This window comes from Xylophilus rhododendri (assembly GCF_009906855.1).
GTDB lineage: Bacteria > Pseudomonadota > Gammaproteobacteria > Burkholderiales > Burkholderiaceae_C > Xylophilus > Xylophilus rhododendri.
Genome location: NZ_CP047650.1, coordinates 1,295,612 through 1,314,711, shown reverse-complemented (window position 1 = coordinate 1,314,711; position 19,100 = coordinate 1,295,612). Strand labels below are relative to the sequence as shown.

Genomic DNA, 19,100 nt, shown 5'->3' with positions numbered 1-19,100 from the left:
CATCAGAAAACCTTCAGCTTTGGCGTTTGCAATGGAGCCCATGCCGGAACCCCGGCTCCATCGACGAAAGGAAGAACGCCATGAAGCTCACCATTTTTGCCTGCGCGCTCGCCGCCCTGATGATCGCCAGCGGCTCGCACGCCGAGGGCCAGGCCGCCGTGGCGGCGGCACCGGGGACCTATGTCGGCCCCGGCGGCGCGGCACTGCTGACGGTGCGCCAGCTCCAGGACAGCGGCAAGGACGAGCAGCCCGCCCGCTTGAAGGGCCGAATCGTTTCGCACGAACAGGGCAAGCACTACACCTTCGCCGACGACACCGGCCGCATGACGGTGGAGATCTCGCCCAGGCGCTTTCCCGACGGCGTGATGCTGGGCGCGGACCAGTGGGTGGAGATCAGCGGCGAGGTCGAGAAGGAATGGGGCCAGCTCAAGTTCAAGGTGAAGAACCTGCGCCTGGCGTCCTGACGGCCGCCACCTGCACGGCGCAGTCGTAGAAGGTCGGGCCCCGGCCCATGTCGGTCAGGCGCTGGCTGGTCAGCTGGTTCACATTGGTGCCGTCGGGGCTGAACTTGCGCCACCAGATGCCCAGGCCGTTGACCACGCCGGGGCGGGCGCGGGACGAGACCTCGGCGTGGCAGCGGTGTTCTCCGCGCGCATTGAAGACCCGCACCAGATCGCCCGAGGCGATGCCGCGGGTCTGCGCATCGGCCGCGTGCATCTCCAGCACCGGCGCGCCCTCCATGGCGCGCAGGCTGCGCACGTTGACGAAGCTGGAGTTCAGGAAGTTGCGCGCGGGCGGTGAAATCATGGCCAGCGGGAAGTCCCGATCGGCTCCCGCCGGCTCGTAGTTGGGCAGGTAGGCCGGCAATGGGTCCTGTCCCACCGCCTGCAGGCGTGCGCTGTGGAATTCGCAGCGCCCCGAGGCGGTCGGGAACCCGCCCTCGGCGAAGGGCGCCTCGGCCAGGCGCAGCGAGGTGAAGCCGCGGTCCCAGAGCTGTTCGTGGTCCAGCGCATCGGCGCGGAAGGCGGTCCGGCACAAGGCCTCGTCGTCATCGGCGAAGCAGGGCTCGGTGAAGCCCATGCGGCGCGCCAGCTCGCGAAACACCCAGGCATTGCTGCGCACCTCGGCGGGCGGCGCCACCGCCGGCCGGTTCAGCAGCACGTCGGTATGGCCGTAGCTGGTGTGGATGTCCCAATGCTCCAGCTGCATGGTGGCCGGCAGCAGGTAGTCGGCATGGTCGGCCGTGTCGGTCTGGAACTGCTCCAGCACCACGGTGAACAGGTCGGTGCGTGCGAAGCCGGCCGCCACCTTGGCCGAATCGGGCGCCACCGCCAGCGGGTTGCTGTTGTAGACGACCACCGCCTGCACCGCCGGGCCGCCCGACAGCGCCTGCGCGTCGCCGGTCAGGGCATCGCCGATCGAACTCATGTTGACGGTGCGCGGCTGCCGGCCGGCCAACAGGTCCGGCCGCTGCAGCGCGGCGCGGTCGACCGGAAAGAAGCTGGAGGCGCTGAGCAGCAGGCCGCCGGCCCGATGCCGCCAGGCGCCGGTCAGCGCCGGCAGGCAGGCGATGGCGCGCACTGCGTTGCCGCCGCCGCGGGCGCGCTGCACGCCGTAGTTCAGCCGGATGGCGGCCGGCTGCGTCGTGCCGTAGTCCCGCGCCAGCGCCACGATCTGCGCCTCGGGCAGGCCGCAGACCTGCGCCGCGCGGGACGGCGGCCACTGCAGGGCCCGCTCGCGCAGGCCGTCCCAGCCCAGGGTGTGGCGCTCGATGTAGTCAGTGTCCAGCCAGCCGTGCACGATCAGCTCGTGCATCAAAGCGAAGGCCAGGGCGGCGTCGGTGCCGGGCAGCAGGGCCAGGTGCTCGTCGCACTTCTCGGCCGTCTCGGTGCGGCGCGGATCGATGCAGACGATGCGGGCGCCGGCGCGCCGGGCCGTCTGCACATGGCGCCAGAAATGCAGGTTGCTGCCGATGGAGTTGCTGCCCCAGATCAGGATCAGTTTCGCCTCGGCGAAGAACTCCACCCGCATGCCCACCTTGCCGCCATAGGTCTGCGCCAGCCCTTCGCCGCCGGCCGACGAGCAGATGGTGCGGTCCAGCAGCGAGGCGCCGAGCTTGTGGAAGAAACGCCGGTCCATCGATTCGCCCTGCACCAGGCCCATGGTGCCGGCGTAGCTGTAGGGCAGGATGGCTTGCGGCTCGGCGATCGCCTTCAGGCGCGCGGCGATGTCGTCGAGCGCCTCGTCCCAGGACACCGGCTCGAACCGCCCTTCGCCCTTGGCGCCCACCCGCCGCAGCGGCTGCGTCAGCCGCTCGGGATGGTTGTGGCGCTCCAGGTAGCGCGAGACCTTGGTGCAGAGCACGCCGCCGGTGTGGGCATGCGCGGGGTTGCCCTGCAGCTTGACCGCCACCCCGTCCTGCACCGTGGTGAGCAGGGCGCAGGTGTCGGGGCAGTCGTGCGGACAGGCACCGGTCACGCGCCGTTGCTCGCCCGTGTCGGAGGAAGAAGAGGAGGAGGAGGGGGTGGGGGCTGGGCTGGACATGGCTGCGTGATTGTCTTGCATCGCCCGCCATGCCGCAGCCCGCCGCGCTCAGTGCAGCAGGTGATGCGCCTGCACCGTCGAGGCCATCTGTTCGATCCAGGCCTTGGAGATGGCATGCACGAAGGCCTCGATCTGCAGGCGGTCAAGGGCGTCGGCCTTCATGTCGCCGCCATGCCAGATCCAGGCGCACCAGCGGCGTTCGGCGGGCTCGGGGTCGTCGCGCAGGCGCTGCTCGGGCACCAGCGCCGTCAATACCCGCCACATGAAGCGGTCGCGGACCTCGGGCGATGCGGCTTCCATCGACACCCGCACCGACAGCCCGATGTCATGCCCGGTGACGCGGGCCTGCAGGCCCTCCCAGGGCGGCGGCAGCTCCATCGGCCGGTGGGACTCCAGCGCATCGCGAAGCAGCTGGCGCAGATCCTGGGAATGCCATGGCGAACGGGCAAGGCCTTCTTGTCCCAGCGTGTGCACGCGGTAAGGCCCGATGCAAAGCAGCTTCATGGGCATGCTGTGTGTCTCCTGCCGCTCCCGGCCATGGAGTCACGGCCGGCTGAGGGTGGTATGCGCCGGCAAAAAATGTTCCAGCAAGTCCCCAGAGGGAACCATGACCATGACGTTTGTCATTCCCCCCGGCATTGCTGCAAATTGCGGTCTGGAAATCCCCCTTCTCATGCGCGAATGGTCAGCGGCGGGTAGGGAGGCTCCTACGCCATGCAGGCGGACACCGCCCCGAGGGCACTCGTCCGGCCCACGCGGCATGCGGCGGGCTATGACGCGGCAGGGGTCGTTTGCCTGTCGCCTTGTAGGGAAACGCACTGCGGCCGCCGGAGCCGGTCGCGGGCCACCATGGCGGTATGTCAGCACTCATCGCCACCGCCACCAGCTCCCACCTCGCCGCCATCGCCACCGTGGCGCTGGACGGCGCGGCCCGTGTGCTGGACCAGTCGATGCGCCGCCCCTCGCTGGCGGGCTGGGTGCTGCATTCCATCCACCTGATCTGAGCGGAGGCGACCATGCGGCTTCATGCACTCTGCGTCGTCACCGATGGCCATGGCGGCTTCGGCTGGGAAGTGCATGCGCGGGGCCTGCATCCGCAGATGTTCGAGCTGCACAGCGGCAGCGGCGTCGGCAGCTTCTGCAGCTACGAGGCCGCGCTGGAGGCCGGGGTGCTGGCGCTGGTCGCGGTGGATGCGGAGGCGGTGCAGGTTGGAGACGCCCTTTCGCCGGAGATTCTCGAGCACTGAGTGCCTTGGGCCGGCCGGCCGCCGAGCCCGGCGCGAACTCAGGCAAAAGAAAACGGCCAGGGGACCTCGCAGGCCGTCGCGGACCGTCTCTGGCGGCGATAGTGCTGGATCAGCAACCGACCGGGACACCCGAAGCGGGCAGGGGCACCGCACCGGTCAGCCGCAGGGTCTGGGTGGCATCGCTGCTCGCGCCCAGTTGCTTGTTGGTGAACAGGATGCGGCCGGTGCCGGTGCGGTCCACCGTGACGTCGGCCGTCGTGCCGCTGTTGAATTCCACGCCGCCCACCGTGATGAAGACCTGGTAGAGGTTGTTCGTATTGGGCAGATAACGGATGTCGCCGAAAGAGGTGACCGTGGAGTCGCCGACCTTGCTGACATTGTTGAACTTGAAGCTGCATACCTCGGGTGCCGAGCCCACGGGGTTGAGCCGGTCCACGCCGGTCAGGCCGAGGGCGGTGCTGCCGTAGACGCCGTTGAGATTGGCGTTGGTGGCCGCGGTGACCGTGTAGAGCGCGTTCTGGTCGGTCGCCGAGGGATCGTCGTCGTTGCCGCCGCCGCAGGCCGAGAGGGAGAGTGCGGCGGCAATCGCGAGCGTGCCCAGCAGCATTTTGTTGGAGGTCTTCATGGCATGCGATAAGTTGTAAAGCAGAGGCCTGAAATGTTTCTCGGATCTGTGCTTATGGTTTGCGGATGATGGCGGAACCGGCTGTATGAACAGTCCGAGCCGGCTGTAGTCGCCTGCCGACACGGCGCCGGCCGCGCTTGCGGCCGCGCGGCTTCAGAGCTGCGTGCCTTCGAAGATGCGCCGCTTGGCGTTCATCACATGGGCCTTCGTGGCCTCGACCGCATCGCCTTGCGATTGCCGCTCGATCGCCTCGACGATCGCCAGGTGCTCGGCCTGCACCTGCCGGGCACGGTCCTCGCCGTCGTCGTCGAAGCTGCGCGGCAGCTCCATCAACTGGCGGATCGGCGCCACGCTGGTCTCCAGCGTGGCCACGAAGAAGGGGTTGTGCGAGGCCCGGGCGATGGCCAGGTGGAACTCGATGTCGCGCTCGATCTCCGAAGGCCCGCCGCTGGCGGTGGACGACAGGGCCTCCAGCGCCTGCCGGATGCTGTCGAGGTCGCGCTGGTCGCGGAACTCCGCTGCCGCGGCCGCCGCGCCGCTCTCCACGCAGCAGCGAAAGGCGTAGTAACGCTCGATGTCGGCGATGCTCCTGATGGGCGTCACCGCGGCGCTGGGTGCGCCCGGCGGGCGGATCACATGGCTGCCAGAGCCCCGGCGCGATGCGATCACGCCGTCCGAGCGCAGCCGCGCCAGCGCCTCGCGCACCGTCGGCCGCGAGACGTTGAAGCGCAGCGCCAGGTCTCCTTCGGTGGGCAGCTTGCCGCTTTCGGCGGCCTCGCCGCGCAGGATGGCATCGAGCACGCCGGCATACACGCGGTCGGCCAGGGAGCCTCGTGCGGGTCGGTCTTGGGGCAGGGCGTCGGTCATGGACGGACGATCGTATCAGCCTGCGTGTGAAGTCAGACAAACCGCGGGTTTCCCCGATAGTTATCAGACAACCTATCGAAAAACAATCAAGTTGTCAGTCAACTTGAGCGGAAATCCAGAAACGCCCGCTCCAACCCCTCAGCGACACAAGACCATGAGACAAGATCATTTCAGCCCTTTGCGCGGCGGCCTGCTGGCCCTGGCCGCCACCGTCGCCATGGCATTCGCCCAGGGCGCCGTCGCCCGCGATTTCCGCTCCGCCGATGTGCAGCCCGCCGACTATCCGACGGTGGAGGCGGTGCGCGCCATGGGCAAGTCGCTCAAGGAACAGTCGCACGACAGGCTGGGCGTGAAGGTGTTCGCCGCCGGCGCGCTGGGCTCGGAGCGCGACACCATCGAGCAGCTGAAGATCGGCGGCCTCGACATGATGCGCATCAACGCCGCGCTGCTGAACAACATCGTGCCGGACACCCTGGCCATCTCGATGCCCTTCGTGTTCCGCTCCACCGACCATATGCACCATGTGCTGGACGGCCCGATCGGCGACGAGATCCTGGCCGCCATGGCGGACCAGGGCATGGTCGGCCTGGCCTTCTACGACAGCGGCGCGCGCTCGATCTACACCGCCAAGCGGCCGATCCGCACGCTGGCCGACGTCAAGGGCATGAAGATCCGGGTGCAGCAGTCCGACCTGTTCGTGGCCATGATGGAAGCCATGGGCGCCAACGCCACGCCCATGCCTTACGGCGAGGTCTACACCGGCCTGAAGACCGGCATCGTGGACGGCGCCGAGAACAACTGGCCTTCGTACGAGTCCTCGCGCCACTTCGAGGCCGCCAAGTACTACAACGTCACCGAGCATGCGATGACGCCGGAGGTGCTGGTCTTCTCCAAGAAGATCTTCGACACCCTGTCGAAGGAGGACCAGGCCCTGGTGCGCAAGACCGCCAAGGAGTCGGTCGCCACCATGCGCCAGCTGTGGCAGGAGCGCGAGGCCAAGTCCCGCAAGATCGCCGAGGCCGGCGGCGCCCAGGTGCTGCCGATCGCCGACAAAAAGCCCTTCATCGATGCGATGGCGCCGGTCTACGCCAAGTTCGCCAACACGCCCAAGCTGCGTGAGCTGGTCAAGCGCATCCAGGACACGCAGTAATCCCATGCAGGAAATCGAACTCGCCGAGCCGCTGCCGCCGCAGCCGGCCGAGCGGCCGCTGACCGGCCCGCTGACCAGCGTCAACGCGCTGGTGGCGCGCTGGGGCATGTTCACCTCGGTGGCAGGCCTCTTCGTCGTCGTGGCCATCGTCTTCTTCCAGGTGTTCGGCCGCTACGTGCTCAACAGCTCGCCGACCTGGACCGAAAGCCTGGCCCTGGTGCTGGTGCTCTACATCACGCTGATCGGCGCGGCCGTGGGCGTGCGCGACGCGGGCCATATCGGCATGGAGTCGCTGCTGGTGCTGGTGCCGGAGAAGATCCGCAACCGCATCGAGCTGCTGATCCATGCGCTGGTGATCCTGTTCGGCGCGGCCATGGTGTGGAACGGCTCGGTGCTGGGACATTCGGTGGCGTCCTACCTCATCCCCAACCTGGGCCTGCCCGAGGCGGTCCGCTACCTGCCGCTGGTGATCTCCGGCGTGCTCATCATCTCGTTCTCGATCGAGCACATCATCGCCCTCGTGCAGGGCAAGCAAGTGGAGCCTTCATGGCACTGACCATCCTGTGCATCAGCTTTTTCGCCCTGCTCGTGCTGGGCGTGCCGGTGGCCTTCGCCATCGGCCTGTCTTCCCTCTGCACCATCCTCTACGAAGGCCTGCCGCTGGCGGTGCTGTTCCAGCAGATGATGAGCGGCATGAACGTGTTCTCCTTCCTGGCGATCCCGTTCTTCATCTTCAGCGGCGAACTCATGCTGCACGGCGGCGTGGCCGACAAGATCGTGCGGCTGGCCCAGAGCGCGGCCGGCCATGTGCGCGGCGGCCTGGGCATGTCCAACGTGGTGGCCTGCACGCTGTTCGGCGGTGTCTGCGGCTCGGCCGTGGCCGATGTGTCGGCCATGGGCGCGGTGATGATCCCCATGATGAAGAAGCAGGGCTATCACGCCGACTACGCGGTCAACGTGACGACCCATGCGGCCCTGGTCGGCGCGCTCATGCCGACCAGCCACAACATGATCATCTACGCGCTGGCCGCGGGCGGCTCGGTGTCGGTGGGCGCGCTGATCGCGGCCGGCCTGTTGCCGGCGGCGGTGCTGATGGTCTGCATGCTGGTGGCGGCCTACGGCGTGGCGGTGTCGCGCGGCTATCCGGCCGGCGTGTTCCCCGGCTGGGGCGGCGTGGCGCGGGCCGCGGCGGGTGCCATCCCCGGGCTGCTGATCGTGGTGATCATCCTGGCGGGCATCCTGTCGGGTGTGTTCACGGCGACGGAGGCGGCATCCATCGCGGTCATCTACACGCTGCTGCTGACCTTCCTGATCTACCGCACCATGAGCTGGCACCACCTGCTGCTGGCGGCGGCCAAGGCGGTCAAGACCACCGGCGTGGTGCTGCTGCTGATCGGTGTCTCGGCCATGTTCCAGTACCTGATGGGCCTGTACGAGGTGGCCGACTTCATGGGCGCGCTGCTGTCGAAGATGTCGACCACGCCCTGGGTGGTGTTCCTGCTGATCAACGTCATCCTGTTCGTGCTCGGCACCTTCATGGACATGGCGGCGACCATCCTGATCGCCACGCCCATCCTGCTGCCGATCGCGGTGAAGTTCGGCATGGATCCGGTGCAGTTCGGCATCGTCATGCTGATCAACTGCGCGCTGGGCCTGAACACGCCGCCGGTGGGCACCACCCAGTTCGTGGGCTGCGCCATCGGCGAGATCTCGGTGGGCGCGGTGATGAAGACCATCTGGCCCTTCTACGGCGCGCTGGTGGCGGCCCTGATGCTGGTGACCTATGTGCCCGCCTTCTCGCTGGCGCTGCCGCGCCTGTTCATGGGTTATGCCCACTAAGCCACCCAGAGACCGAGAGAAAGCCATTCCCATGAGCAAGATCGCATTGAGCGGCGCCGGCGGCATCGTCGGCAGCCTGCTGCGCACCGGCCTGCGCGCGCGCGGCCATGACCTGCGGGTCGCCGGCTTCGAGCCGCTGGTGCCCTTGTCCCCGGATGAAGACCTGGTGCACGGCGACCTGCGCGAGCCGGCGGTGGTCGACCGGCTGCTGGCGGGCACCGAGGTGCTGATCCATTTGGCCGGCACCAGCGTGGAAAAGCCGCTGCCGGAGATCATCGACAACAACCTGCGCGCCCTGGTGGAGGTCTACGAAGGCGCACGCCGGCACGGCGTGCGGCGGGTGGTCTTCGCCAGCTCCAACCATGCATTCGGCATGTATCCGGTGGAGCAGAAGCTGCGCCTGGATTCGGAGTTCCGGCCCGACGGCTTCTACGGCCTGTCCAAGGCCTGGGGCGAGGCCATGGGCCGGCTGTACTGGGACAAGCACGGCATCGAAGGCATCGCGTTGCGCATCGGCACCTGCATGGGCCGGCCGCCCGAGAACCTGCGCCAGCTCAGCACCTGGCTGGGCACCGAGGACATGCTGCACCTGATCGAGCGCTGCATCGCGGCACCCGCGGTGGGCTACACCGCCGTGTGGGGCATCTCGAACAACCGGCGGGCCTACTACGACCTGTCCCAGGCCAACGCCATCGGCTATCGGCCGGTGCAGGATGCCGAGGACTGGGCCGCGCAGATCCTGGCGCAGCCCGACACCGCCGATGCGGTGGCCCGGCAGTTCCAGGGGGGCGCCTTCGCCAGCCACGACTACACGCCGGCGCATCTGCGGCGAGGCGGCGCGGCCTGAGCGCGGCGCGGGCCTGCGTTCAGGCCTGCCGCACCGGCTCGCGGCGCCAGGTGCCTGGCGCCAGATCGCCGATGGCATAGGGCCCGATCGCGGCGCGCACCAGCCGCAGCGTGGGAAAACCCACCGCCGCCGTCATGCGCCGCACCTGCCGGTTGCGGCCCTCGCGGATCACCAGCTCGATCCAGCAGGTGGGAATCGCCTGGCGCACCCGGATCGGCGGCTGGCGCTCCCACAGCGCCGGTGCCTCGGTGAGCCGGCGCGCCTGGGCGGGCAGGGTGATGCCGTCCTTCAACATCACGCCCTGGCGCAGCGCCTGCAGCGCGGCCTCGTCCGGCTCGCCTTCCACCTGCACCCAGTAGGTCTTGTCCATCTTGAAGCGGGGGTGCGAGATGCGGGCCTGCAGCGCGCCGTCGTCGGTCAGCAGCAGCAGGCCCTCGCTGTCGGCATCGAGCCTTCCCGCCGCATGCACGCCCGGCAGGTCGATATAGCCCTTCAGGCCCTGCCAGCGGCCCTCCGGGGTGAACTGGCTGAGCACGCCGTAGGGTTTGTTGAAACAGATCAGGCGGGCGCCGCCGTCCGGGGAAATCGTCATGCCCCGAATTTACAGGCGTATCCGTTGGGGAGCCGACGGCCGGTCAGGTGTCTGCGCTACAACCCGCCGTCATGTCCGGATGAAAGAAAGTACAGGCGATGGTGTCCCGATCACTGATCCGAATCGATGGTCAAGAACGTCGTGGCGGCGCAGAGCCGCCCGATAATGGCGCGATGGAAACACGTGTCTCCAAACTCGAAGCACTGGCGGAAAAATCCGGCGAAAGGCTTTCCGCCATCGAACGCGACCTGGCCGTCGTCAGGTCCAACTACGCCACCCGCACCGATGTCGCCGAAGCGAAGAACAGCGTCATCATGTGGGTGGTCAGCGCCATCCTGCTGGCGCAACTGATGCCGGCGCTGCTGAAGAAATTCGGCCTCTGAGCCCGCTCAATCCAGGCTGAGCGAGCCCGCCACCTTGCTCTTGCCCGCCCGCGCCGGCGGATTGCACATGCCGCAGACGAAGTGCCGGGCGTTCTCATAAGGCTCGGTCACGAAACGGCCCTTGCAGCGGGTGCAGGTGGTCAGCTCCAGCATCGCGGCATCCACGAACTTCAACAGCCGCCATGCCCGGGTGAAGGACAGCAGCGGCTCGATGCCGCCGGCCTCCACCTGCTCCAGGTAGAGCTTGTAGGCCTTGGTCAGCGCATCGATCGAATCCAGCGATGCGCCCTTGTCCAGGTACTCGTAGATGTTGAGGAACAGCGAGGCATGGATGTTCTCCTGCCAGGTCAGGAACCAGTCGGTCGAAAACGGCAGCTGCCCTTTCGACGGCGACTTGCCCACGATCTCCTTGTAGAGCCGGATCAGCCGCTCGTAGGACAGTGTGGTCTCCGACTCCAGCACCTGCATGCGTGCGCCCATCTTGATCAGGGTCACCGCACGCTCGATCTGCCGGGATTCGTTGAGCACGCTCTTGGGCGCGGACGGCGTCTTCGCGGGCGTCGGGACGGGAGCAGCGGTCGGTTCCATCGGCATGTCCTTGCGGCGGTCGGTCAGACGACTTCCGCGATACGGCCGGCCATCAGGATGCTGCCGTGCAGCCGGTTGGTGGCCTCGTTCTCCGACTTGGCCGAGGCGTTCTGGTTGGTCAGCAGGCTCCAGACCATCTCGTCGTCGATACGGAAGCGGCACAGCAGATGGCTGCTGCTGGCCAGCTTGAGGATCTGGGCCGACGACAGGCCCGCCAGCAGGCTGGCGGACTCCTCGTTCAGGCCCAGGCGGAACACCGCTTCGGCCTTGTCCTGCCGCACCAGGCTTTGCGCAAGCATCAGGTAGGTCAGATTGGCTTCGCGGATCTCGTGGAGCATTTGTTGGTGGGTCATTGCAGTCCTCCAAGGCTTTCGAAAGACGGCCGCTTGGCAAGATCGCCAGGGGTCGATCCGATGAACCCATGGTGGACACGCGTCCAGCCCGTTCGGGTCGGCCACGGAGCCGGCCTCCGTGTCTACAGAGGCCGGCTGCCTGTAGGACCAGATCCGTTCCATGCGAAGTTGAAGTATGGGGTGTAAGCGCTCGCAATCATCGGATCGAAACCGCCGGCTCCTGTGAGGCCACGGCCCATGCGTCTTGGGGCGAGCCGGACGGGCCGGTAGGACAAACGCCCGTCAAGCGGCCGCATCCTTCCGCCACAGCGACGCGGCCCGGCCGATTGGGGACAATCGCCGGTTTGCCATCCCGCGCGTATTTCGCGCAGCCCAACCTTCATCGATGAGCACTGATTCCTTTCTGGAGCCCGGCACGCCGCCCGCCCCGAGCGCGGCGCCAGGCGCCCTGCCTGTCCCGGACGCAGCGGTCGCCACCGACCGCGCCGAGGCCTACCAGCAGGCGCTGCTGGCGCTAGGCGATGCCCTGCGCGAGGTGCAGACGGAAGCGGAGATCGTGCTGGCCGCCGCGCGCATCTGCGCCCAGGCGATCGGCGCCTCGCGCGGCGGCTACGGCGCCATCGGCACGCTGGCCACCCACGTGCGTGTGGCGGCCGACTGGCGCCGCGACGCCAGCGTGCCCTCGGTCGCGGGCGACTACTGCTTCGCCGACTTCGGCAGCTTCATCGAGGACCTGCGCGCGGGCGCCGTGGTGGCGATCGACGACATCCGGCTCGATCCCCGCACCTCCGGGCAGGCGGACGCCTTCGACCACATGCAGATCAAGGCCCTGCTCAACGTGCCGCTGATGCGCGAGGGCCGGCTGGCCGGCGTCTTCCTCGCGCACGACAGCGTGCGGCGCGCCTGGAGCCGGGAAGAAATCGCCTTCGTGCGTGCCGTGGCCGACCGCACCTGGGCCGCCATCGCCACGGCTGAGGCACTGGCCGAACTGCGCGGCCTCAATGTCGGCCTGGAAAAGGAAGTCGCCCTGCGCACGGCGGACCGCAACCACCTGTGGCAGCTGTCGCGCGACGTCCTGCTGGTGGCCCGCTTCGACGGCGAGATCGTCGCCGTCAACCCCGCCTGGGAAGCCACCCTCGGCTGGACCGAAAGAGAGCTGCTCGGCCGCTCCTTCATGGACCTGGTCCACCCCGACGACCTGGCGCACACGGCCGACGGCGCGCAGGCCCTGGCCGGCGGCACCGCCTTCTCGGCCTTCGAGAACCGCTATCGCCACCGCGACGGCAGCTACCGCTGGCTCTCCTGGAGCGCCAGCCCGGCCGAGTCCTTCATCATCGCCTCCGGCCGCGACGTGACCGATCAGAAGGCCCAGGAAAGCTCCCTGCGCCAGGCCGAGGAGCAACTACGCCAGAGCCAGAAGATGGAGGCCGTCGGCCAGCTCACCGGCGGCATCGCGCACGACTTCAACAACCTGCTCACCATCATCAGCAGCTCGGTGCAGCTGATGCAGCGCCCCGGCCTGGCCGAGGAGCGCCGCCAGCGTTTCCTCGGCTCCATCTCCAACGCGGTCTCGCGCGCCGCCAAGCTCACCGGCCAGCTGCTGGCCTTCGCACGGCGGCAGAGCCTGCAGCCGGTGGTGTTCGACGCCGGCGGCAACATCGCGGCCATCGCCGACATGGTGCAGACCCTGGTCGGCTCGCGGGTGCAACTGCAGCTGCAACACCATGACGACGCCTGCCTGATCGATGCCGACCCGGGCCAGTTCGACACCGCCATCGTCAACATGGCCGCCAACGCCCGCGATGCGATGGATGGCGTCGGCACCCTGAGCATCGAGATCCGGCGGGTGGACACGCTGCCCGCGCTGCGCGGCCATTCGGCGCTCGGCGGCGACTTCATCGCCGTCTCGGTGCGAGACAGCGGCTGCGGCATCGCGCCCGACCGGCTGGAGAAGGTCTTCGAGCCCTTCTACACCACCAAGCCGGTCGGCCACGGCACCGGCCTGGGGCTGTCGCAGGTCTTCGGGTTCGCCAAGCAATCCGGTGGCGACGTGGGCGTGCAAAGCGAACCGGGCCGCGGCACCTGCTTCACCGTCTTCCTGCCGGCCGCCCGCCGGGCCAAGGCGCAGGTGTCGGCCCCGCAAGATGCCATGGACGGCGCCACGCACTGCGGCCGCATCCTGGTGGTGGAGGACAACCGCGAGGTCGCGCTGATGGCACGCGACGCGCTCAGCGAACTCGGCTACGAAGTCACGCTGGTGCACGGCAGCGAGCAGGCCCTGGCCTTGATGGAGGCCAACGGCGGCGAATTCCGCGCCATGTTCTCCGACGTGATGATGGCCGGCATGGACGGGCTGGCGCTGGCCCGCAAGGTCCGGCAAGCGTGGCCGCAGCTGCCCATCCTGCTGTGCAGCGGCTACAACGAGGTGCTGGTCCGCTCCGAAGGCCACCAGTTCCCGCTGCTGCCCAAGCCCTACGACCTCGAAGCCTTGGCCGAGGCCCTGAAGGCCGCCATCCGCATGGTGCAGCCCAGGGCGCCCACGGCGTCCGGCCTGCATGCCGCGCAGGACGCCCGCGAGGCCGACCGCCTGGCCGACCTCGACCAGCTCCAGGTGATCGACACCCCCGCCGAGCTCGCCTACGACGAGATCGCCCAGCTCGCCGCCGCCATGTTCGATGCGCCCATGGCGCTGATCTCCCTGGTGGATGGCGAACGCCAGTGGTTCAAGGCGCGCGTCGGCGTGGGCCTGCAGCAAACCCCGCGCGAATACGCTTTCTGCGCCACGGCGATCCAGCAGCCCGACGAGGTGATGGTGGTGAACGACGCCCTGCAGGACCCGGCCTTCGCCTCGAACCCGCTGGTCACCGACGGCCCGCGCATCCGCTTCTATGCGGGTGCTCCCCTGGTCACCTCCACCGGCCACGCCATCGGCACCGTCTGCGTGCTGGATACCGAGCCCCGGCCCACCGACCACGGACGTGTCGAGGCACTGAAACTGCTGGCCCGGCAGGTGGTGGAGCGGCTGGAGAAGAAGCGGCTGAAGCTGATGTGAGCCTGCGGCTGCACCGATGCGGGCCGGCTCGGCCGGGCAGCGCCGGCCGGCCCTGGTAATCGGTCACGACCCACAGGGATAAGCTCCGGCCGCCAGCCCATGCATACCTCGCTGCCGCGCGAGGCAGCTCACCAGCTCTTGGCCGAAGAAGGCGTAGACACCGGCCACGAGCACGCGAGAAGCAGTCATGGCGGGGAGTGCTGTACAGCGCCGAGGGATTGCTCGGCGCCGCGCTTCCTTGCGTTAGAGTTCATGTCGCCGTGCCAAAAAAGCGCGGCCAGGATTGGCGTCCTGTTTGTTTCTTGCGGTGAAAGCCGCAACCCGTGACCGCATGGAGTGCGGCTTTCTCTATTCGATCCGTTTTCTGGCGGCTCGGATGGGAGGGCTCGCGCCCTACCGGCTCTCGCAAGAAACACCGGCACGCCAACCTGTTCGAGCCGCCGCCACTTCATACCGAAGCAGCGGCGGCCTCTGTTCACAGACTCAACAGGTCCAGGAGGCAAGCATGACCCGCAAGAAACCCGAACCGGCATTACCCGTTCCCGCCGGCCCCATCCAGGATGTCGGCAGCCGACCGGCCTTCACCGAGGCCGACATCGAGCATGCCTTGGCGGCCTTGCGGGAGGTCGGCACGCTGGCCCGCGCCGCGACCGGCATCTCGCGCGATGCGGCCCTGGCGGGCGAGGGCTTCGATGCACTGCGCACCCGCGTCAGCGTGCTGCAGCTGCTGGTCGACCGGGTCGGCAGCGTGGCGGAGATGGGCCTTCGCCGACTGGGCGACAAGCCTGTGTTCAGCCGCGTTTGAAGCCAGCCGTTTTCAAGAACCCGGCCTGAGCGCCAGCCCGGCCAGCAGGCCCCGCACCGCATTGCCGTCTTTCGGGGTGACCAGCCCGATCCCCACCGCCAGCTCATCGCCTTCCACCAGCCGCCGGTACACCACCCCGGTCCGCTTGAGCGCGGTGAACGAGCTCGGCAGCAAGGCCAGCCCCGTGCCGGCCGCCACCGCGGCGAGCAGCACGTGGTGGTCCTCCGGCTCGCGCAGCAGGCCGGGCGCGAAACCATGGCGGGCGAATATCGCCTGCGCATGGTCGTAGAAGGCCGGCTGCCGGGCGCGCTCGAACCAGAAGACCGGCTCGCCGCGCAACTCCGCCAGGCGGATCTGCCTGCGTCGTGCCAGGGGATGGGTGGAGGCCAGGGCCAGCACCATCGGCAGGCGGTCCAGCTCCATCACATGCAGGGCGGGCGCATGGGTGGGCAAGGCGACGAAGGCGGCATCGAGCTTGCCGGCCAGCACCTGGCGGACCAGCCGCGGGGAGGTGTCGGACCGCGTCGTCACCACCAGGTCCGCCTGCGCATGTCGAACCCTCTGCGCCAGGCCGTGGAACCAGGCGGGCTCCACGGCGCTGGTCAGGCCCAGGCGCAGTTTGGCGGGCAAGGCCGGTGTGGCGAGCGCGGCTTCGGCGGCATCCAGCAGCTTGCCCATGCGGCGTGCGTAAGGCAGCAGCGTCTGGCCGGCCGGCGTCAGGCTCACGCCCTTGGGATGACGGTCGAAGAGCCGTGTGCCCAGCCGTTCCTCCAGCTCCCGGATCGCCCGGCTCAGCGGCGGCTGGGACAGGTGCAGCATCTCGGCCGCCTGGCGGAAGCTGCTGGTTTCGGCGATGGCGCGGAACAGGGCGAGCGAGCGGGAATCCAGGCGGTTGGGCATACCAAAAAGGTATCACGGAATGGGTCATTCCCGGATCGGCCGGCGCTTCCTACAGTGCGGCGCTTCAGCTTGCTTTGGAGGAAATCCATGAACGACACGACATCCCTTCCCGCCCCAACCGCGCACAACGAACGCCACGAACGCGGCGCCAGGATGCTGGAGGCGGTGGACGGGCCCGCCGGCCTGGCCGTCGTGGATGCGCTGGCCCGGTCCTTCCCGGACTTCGCCCGCCTGCTGCTGGAGTTCCCCTTCGGCGACATCTATGCCCGCCCCGGCCTCGACCTGCGCTCGCGTGAACTGGCGACCGTGGCCGCGCTGTGCGCCCTGGGTGCGGCACGGCCGCAGCTGATGGTCCATTTACATGCTGCGCTGCATGTGGGTTGCATGCCTGCGGAGCTGGTCGAAGTGGTGATGCAGATGGCGGTGTACGCGGGCTTTCCGGCTGCCTTGAACGGCTTGTCGGCGGTACGCGAAGTGTTCGCGGACGCAGGAATCGCGCTGCCACTGGGCTGAGCTGTCCGGCTTTCAGGCCAGGCGGCGGCGATCGTCGATCGCTGGCGTGGCATTCACTCCGCACGCAGGTCGAGTCTGCGGATCAGCGCCGAGAAGCGCTGCATGTCGGCGTCGATCGCCTTCTGGAAATCCTGCGGCGTGTTGCTGCGCGGCTCGGCGCCCTGGGCGACCATGGCCTCGCGTACGTCCGGCATCGCCACCACTTCGCGGATGTCGGCTGAGATCTTCTCCACGAGGGCGCGCGGCGTGGCCGCCGGCGCCAGGATGCCGATCCACGATGCCAGCTCGGCGTTCGGCAGGCCGGCTTCGGCCAGCGTCGGCACGTTCGGCAGGGCCGCCGAGCGCGCGGCCGAGGCCACCGCCAGCGGCTTCAGGGTGCCGCCGGTGATGAAGCCGGTGGTGCCGAAGATGGTGATGAACTCCATCGGCACATGGCCCGCCACCACGTCCGCATTGGCCTGGCCGCCGCCCTTGTAGGGCACATGCTGGAACCTGGCGCCCGACGCCGCCTGGAAGATCTCGAAGGCCAGGTGCGTCGAATTGCCGGTGCCCGAACTTGCGTAGCTGTACTTGCCCGGCTCGCCGCGGCCGAGCGCGATCAGCGCCTTCACGTCTGGCGCCTTGAACTGGGGGTTGACCACCAGCACCAGCGGCAGGTCCGCCACCATGGAGACCGGCGCGAAGGCCCTGGCCGGGTCGTAGGGCAGCCGGGCGTAGAGATACGGGTTGATGGCCTGGGTGCCCACATTGCCCATCAGCAGCGTGTAGCCGTCGGGTTTGGCCCGGGCCACGATGTCCACGCCCAGGATGCCGCCGGCGCCGCCGCGGTTGTCCACCACCACGCTCTGGCCCCATTTGGCGGCCAGCTTCTGGCCGATGAGGCGGGCGCCGGTATCGGTGCCGCCGCCGGGGACGAAGGGCACGACCAGGGTGACCGTCTTGTTCGGAAAGTTCTCGGGAGCCTGCGCTCGGGTCGCCATGGGCACTGCGGCCAGGGCGAGTGCCAGGGCCATGACGAGGCGGCTGCTTCGTTGGGGGGTCATGTCTTGTCTCCGTTCGTTGGGGATCGCAAGACGATGTTGAGCCTGCCCGGAGCGCGGCGCCAGGGGCGTTCCACCCACCCCGGCGGCTTAGTATCGGCATCCGGCAAGCAGAGCAAGGGATGGATCGATGCAGAAAGCGGAGCAAGGCGTGGCCAGTGCTGGCGGATGGACCCATGGCCTCCTGGCGCTGCTGGCCCTGGCGATCGCCGCATGTGGCCTGGGCGGCTGCCAGCCCGCCGACCCGCAGGACGCGCATGCCGAGGTGGCACGCAAGGCGGCCGAGCGCATGGCCGGCGTGCGCTGCATCGGGGCCAGGGCCTCGGCCGAACAGAAGGATGCGATCGCCCTGCTGCTGGCGGTCAACACCCTGGCGCCGCGCGGCAGCCTGCCGGCCTGGCTGCCCGGTGACTATGCGATGCCTGCCTCGGGCCCAGCCGCCAGCGACACCTGGAACACGCTGGCCGAGGGCTGCCCGAATGCGCCGGCTTTCGGCACACCGTTTGGATTCCCGTCCGCCGATATAGAGAGGGAACTGCGTGCCGACACGGCCTTCGCGGGCCTGTCCGACAGGCGCTGGGCGGAGATCCGGCGCTACCAGTCCAAGGCCATTCGGCAGTAGCCCGGCGATCGGTCCACCGGCGCCAACCCGCGCAATCTGGCATGAGAGTTGCTGGATATTTGGATCCAATCAGTGCGAACCAAGGAATGAAGATGCGGCGAACCTTCCTCAAACAGCTGGCCACCATGGGCGCGGGCCTGGCGCCGCTGGCCGGCTTCGATGCGGCCTGGGCGCAAGGCCCGGCCTATCCGGTCAAGCCGATCCGCCTGATCGTTCCCTTCCCGCCCGGCGGCGGCACCGACGCCATCGCGCGGGCGGTGGGCGAGCGCATGGGCAGCGAGCTGGGCCAGTCCTTCGTGATCGACAACAAGCCGGGCGCCGGCGGCATGATCGGCGCCGATGCCGGCGCGCGTTCACCGGCCGACGGTTACAACCTGCTGATCGGCACCAACAGCACGCTGGTCACCAACAAGTACCTCTACGCGAAGATGCCGTACGACCCGGCGTCCTTCGAGCTGATCGGCCTGATCGGCATCACGCCGCTGCTGCTGCTGGCCAACCCCTCGGTGCCGGCGAAGACGGTGCCCGAACTGGTGGCCTACGCCAAGGCCAATCCGGGCAAGCTGAGCTACGCCTCCTTCGGCAACGGCACCACCTCGCACCTGGCCGGCGAGCTGTTCAAGCAGATGGCCGGCGTGGACATGCTGCACGTGCCCTTCAAGGGCGCCTCCGAGGCGCTGCCGGCCATCATCGGCGGCCAGGTCTCGCTGTATTTCGACACCATCGTCAGCGGCCTGCCGCATGTGAAGAGCGGCAAACTCAACGCCCTGGCGGTGACCTCCGCACGCCGCTCGGCCATCCTGCCGGCGGTGCCCACCATCGCCGAGCAGGGCTATCCCGGCTACGAGATCTATCCCTGGTACGGCATGGTGGCGCCCAAGGGCACGCCGAAGGAGGCGCTGGAGCGCCTGCGCACGGTGCTGGGCCGCGCGGTGCGCGATCCGCAACTGGTGGAGAAGCTGGTGGCCACCGGCGCCGAGGTCACGCCCATGTCCGCCACCGAATTCGCCGAGATGGTGCGGCTGGACCACAGCAAGACCGAGAAGCTGGTCAAGACCGCCAGCGTCAGCCTGGAGTAGCCGCCGCCTCCCGGCGCATCGCCTCCACGACGGTGGCGGGGCTGCCGGTCCTGC

General features: G+C 68.6%; 22 protein-coding genes. 13 read left to right on the top strand and 9 right to left on the bottom strand.

Features of this window, described 5'->3' with window-relative positions:
• The first annotated feature begins 80 nt into the window (after positions 1–80).
• Positions 81–464, top strand: coding sequence for a YgiW/YdeI family stress tolerance OB fold protein (locus GT347_RS05890; RefSeq protein WP_160551079.1), 384 nt, complete (start codon positions 81–83; stop codon positions 462–464).
• On the opposite strand, the gene GT347_RS05885 is transcribed toward GT347_RS05890, so the two are convergent.
• Positions 433–2,544, bottom strand: a complete 2,112-nt coding sequence (locus GT347_RS05885) for a molybdopterin-containing oxidoreductase family protein (protein WP_407704139.1) — start codon at positions 2,542–2,544, stop codon at positions 433–435. The genes GT347_RS05890 and GT347_RS05885 overlap by 32 nt on opposite strands.
• A 48-nt stretch (positions 2,545–2,592) precedes the next feature.
• On the bottom strand, positions 2,593–3,054 hold the full coding sequence (locus GT347_RS05880) for a hypothetical protein (RefSeq protein WP_160551077.1): 462 nt from the start codon (positions 3,052–3,054) through the stop codon (positions 2,593–2,595).
• A gap of 347 nt (positions 3,055–3,401) precedes the next feature.
• Between GT347_RS05880 and GT347_RS05875 the strand changes: the two genes are divergently transcribed.
• Together GT347_RS05875 and GT347_RS05870 are read left to right on the top strand one after the other, a co-directional pair.
• Entirely contained in the window at positions 3,402–3,548 is a 147-nt protein-coding gene (locus GT347_RS05875; protein WP_160551076.1) for a hypothetical protein, read from the top strand.
• Between the two features lie 12 nt (positions 3,549–3,560).
• Positions 3,561–3,791 (top strand): hypothetical protein, encoded by a 231-nt coding sequence (locus tag GT347_RS05870; protein WP_160551075.1) that lies wholly within the window; start codon positions 3,561–3,563, stop codon positions 3,789–3,791.
• Between the two features lie 109 nt (positions 3,792–3,900).
• Here the strand turns inward: GT347_RS05870 and GT347_RS05865 are convergent, their stop codons facing one another.
• Together GT347_RS05865 and GT347_RS05860 are read right to left on the bottom strand one after the other, a co-directional pair.
• A complete protein-coding gene (locus GT347_RS05865; protein ID WP_160551074.1) occupies positions 3,901–4,416 on the bottom strand; it encodes a hypothetical protein in 516 nt (171 codons plus the stop codon).
• A 153-nt stretch (positions 4,417–4,569) separates the two neighbouring features.
• On the bottom strand, positions 4,570–5,283 hold the full coding sequence (locus GT347_RS05860; protein ID WP_160551073.1) for a FadR/GntR family transcriptional regulator: 714 nt from the start codon (positions 5,281–5,283) through the stop codon (positions 4,570–4,572).
• A 154-nt stretch (positions 5,284–5,437) separates the two neighbouring features.
• Here GT347_RS05860 and GT347_RS05855 point away from each other — a divergent pair, with 154 nt between their 5' ends.
• Genes GT347_RS05855 through GT347_RS05840 form a run of 4 tightly spaced genes read left to right on the top strand, consistent with a single transcriptional unit; the run spans position 5,438 to position 9,119 of the window.
• A complete protein-coding gene (locus tag GT347_RS05855) occupies positions 5,438–6,433 on the top strand; it encodes a TRAP transporter substrate-binding protein (RefSeq protein ID WP_407704138.1) in 996 nt (331 codons plus the stop codon).
• A gap of 4 nt (positions 6,434–6,437) precedes the next feature.
• Positions 6,438–6,989, top strand: a complete 552-nt coding sequence (locus GT347_RS05850) for a TRAP transporter small permease (protein WP_407704137.1) — start codon at positions 6,438–6,440, stop codon at positions 6,987–6,989.
• Positions 6,980–8,272, top strand: a complete 1,293-nt coding sequence (locus GT347_RS05845; RefSeq protein WP_160551072.1) for a TRAP transporter large permease — start codon at positions 6,980–6,982, stop codon at positions 8,270–8,272. Before GT347_RS05850 ends, GT347_RS05845 begins: the two co-directional genes overlap by 10 nt.
• Before the next feature lie 31 nt (positions 8,273–8,303).
• Positions 8,304–9,119 carry an NAD-dependent epimerase/dehydratase family protein gene (locus GT347_RS05840; RefSeq protein ID WP_160551071.1) on the top strand — a complete coding sequence of 272 codons (816 nt, stop codon included), beginning with the start codon at positions 8,304–8,306 and terminating at the stop codon, positions 9,117–9,119.
• Positions 9,120–9,138: 19 nt separating this feature from the next.
• Here the strand turns inward: GT347_RS05840 and GT347_RS05835 are convergent, their stop codons facing one another.
• Complete coding sequence (locus GT347_RS05835; RefSeq protein ID WP_160551070.1) at positions 9,139–9,711, bottom strand: pseudouridine synthase; 573 nt, start codon at positions 9,709–9,711, stop codon at positions 9,139–9,141.
• Positions 9,712–9,884: 173 nt separating this feature from the next.
• On the opposite strand from GT347_RS05835, the gene GT347_RS05830 reads away from it, so the two are divergent.
• Complete coding sequence (locus GT347_RS05830; RefSeq protein WP_160551069.1) at positions 9,885–10,094, top strand: hypothetical protein; 210 nt, start codon at positions 9,885–9,887, stop codon at positions 10,092–10,094.
• A gap of 6 nt (positions 10,095–10,100) precedes the next feature.
• Here GT347_RS05830 and flhC read toward each other — a convergent pair whose 3' ends face one another.
• Together flhC and flhD are read right to left on the bottom strand one after the other, a co-directional pair.
• Positions 10,101–10,682: a flagellar transcriptional regulator FlhC gene (gene flhC / locus GT347_RS05825; protein WP_160551068.1), complete on the bottom strand. Its 582-nt coding sequence runs from the start codon at positions 10,680–10,682 to the stop codon at positions 10,101–10,103.
• A 23-nt stretch (positions 10,683–10,705) separates the two neighbouring features.
• A complete protein-coding gene (flhD, locus tag GT347_RS05820) occupies positions 10,706–11,035 on the bottom strand; it encodes a flagellar transcriptional regulator FlhD (protein ID WP_160551067.1) in 330 nt (109 codons plus the stop codon).
• Positions 11,036–11,420: 385 nt separating this feature from the next.
• On the opposite strand from flhD, the gene GT347_RS05815 reads away from it, so the two are divergent.
• The gene (locus GT347_RS05815) at positions 11,421–14,087 is read left to right on the top strand and encodes a GAF domain-containing protein (RefSeq protein WP_160551066.1); all 2,667 of its coding nucleotides are present in this window, start codon (positions 11,421–11,423) and stop codon (positions 14,085–14,087) included.
• A 505-nt stretch (positions 14,088–14,592) separates the two neighbouring features.
• The gene (locus GT347_RS05810; protein WP_160551065.1) at positions 14,593–14,892 is read left to right on the top strand and encodes a hypothetical protein; all 300 of its coding nucleotides are present in this window, start codon (positions 14,593–14,595) and stop codon (positions 14,890–14,892) included.
• Positions 14,893–14,904: 12 nt separating this feature from the next.
• On the opposite strand, the gene GT347_RS05805 is transcribed toward GT347_RS05810, so the two are convergent.
• On the bottom strand, positions 14,905–15,792 hold the full coding sequence (locus tag GT347_RS05805; RefSeq protein ID WP_160551064.1) for a LysR family transcriptional regulator: 888 nt from the start codon (positions 15,790–15,792) through the stop codon (positions 14,905–14,907).
• A gap of 87 nt (positions 15,793–15,879) precedes the next feature.
• Between GT347_RS05805 and GT347_RS05800 the strand changes: the two genes are divergently transcribed.
• Positions 15,880–16,305 (top strand): carboxymuconolactone decarboxylase family protein, encoded by a 426-nt coding sequence (locus GT347_RS05800; protein ID WP_160551063.1) that lies wholly within the window; start codon positions 15,880–15,882, stop codon positions 16,303–16,305.
• Positions 16,306–16,358: 53 nt separating this feature from the next.
• On the opposite strand, the gene GT347_RS05795 is transcribed toward GT347_RS05800, so the two are convergent.
• Positions 16,359–17,348, bottom strand: a complete 990-nt coding sequence (locus GT347_RS05795; protein WP_160551062.1) for a Bug family tripartite tricarboxylate transporter substrate binding protein — start codon at positions 17,346–17,348, stop codon at positions 16,359–16,361.
• A gap of 127 nt (positions 17,349–17,475) precedes the next feature.
• Between GT347_RS05795 and GT347_RS05790 the strand changes: the two genes are divergently transcribed.
• Together GT347_RS05790 and GT347_RS05785 are read left to right on the top strand one after the other, a co-directional pair.
• Positions 17,476–17,967 (top strand): hypothetical protein, encoded by a 492-nt coding sequence (locus GT347_RS05790; RefSeq protein ID WP_160551061.1) that lies wholly within the window; start codon positions 17,476–17,478, stop codon positions 17,965–17,967.
• 92 nt (positions 17,968–18,059) lie between these two features.
• Entirely contained in the window at positions 18,060–19,046 is a 987-nt protein-coding gene (locus GT347_RS05785) for a Bug family tripartite tricarboxylate transporter substrate binding protein (protein ID WP_160551060.1), read from the top strand.
• Positions 19,047–19,100 lie beyond the last annotated feature (54 nt).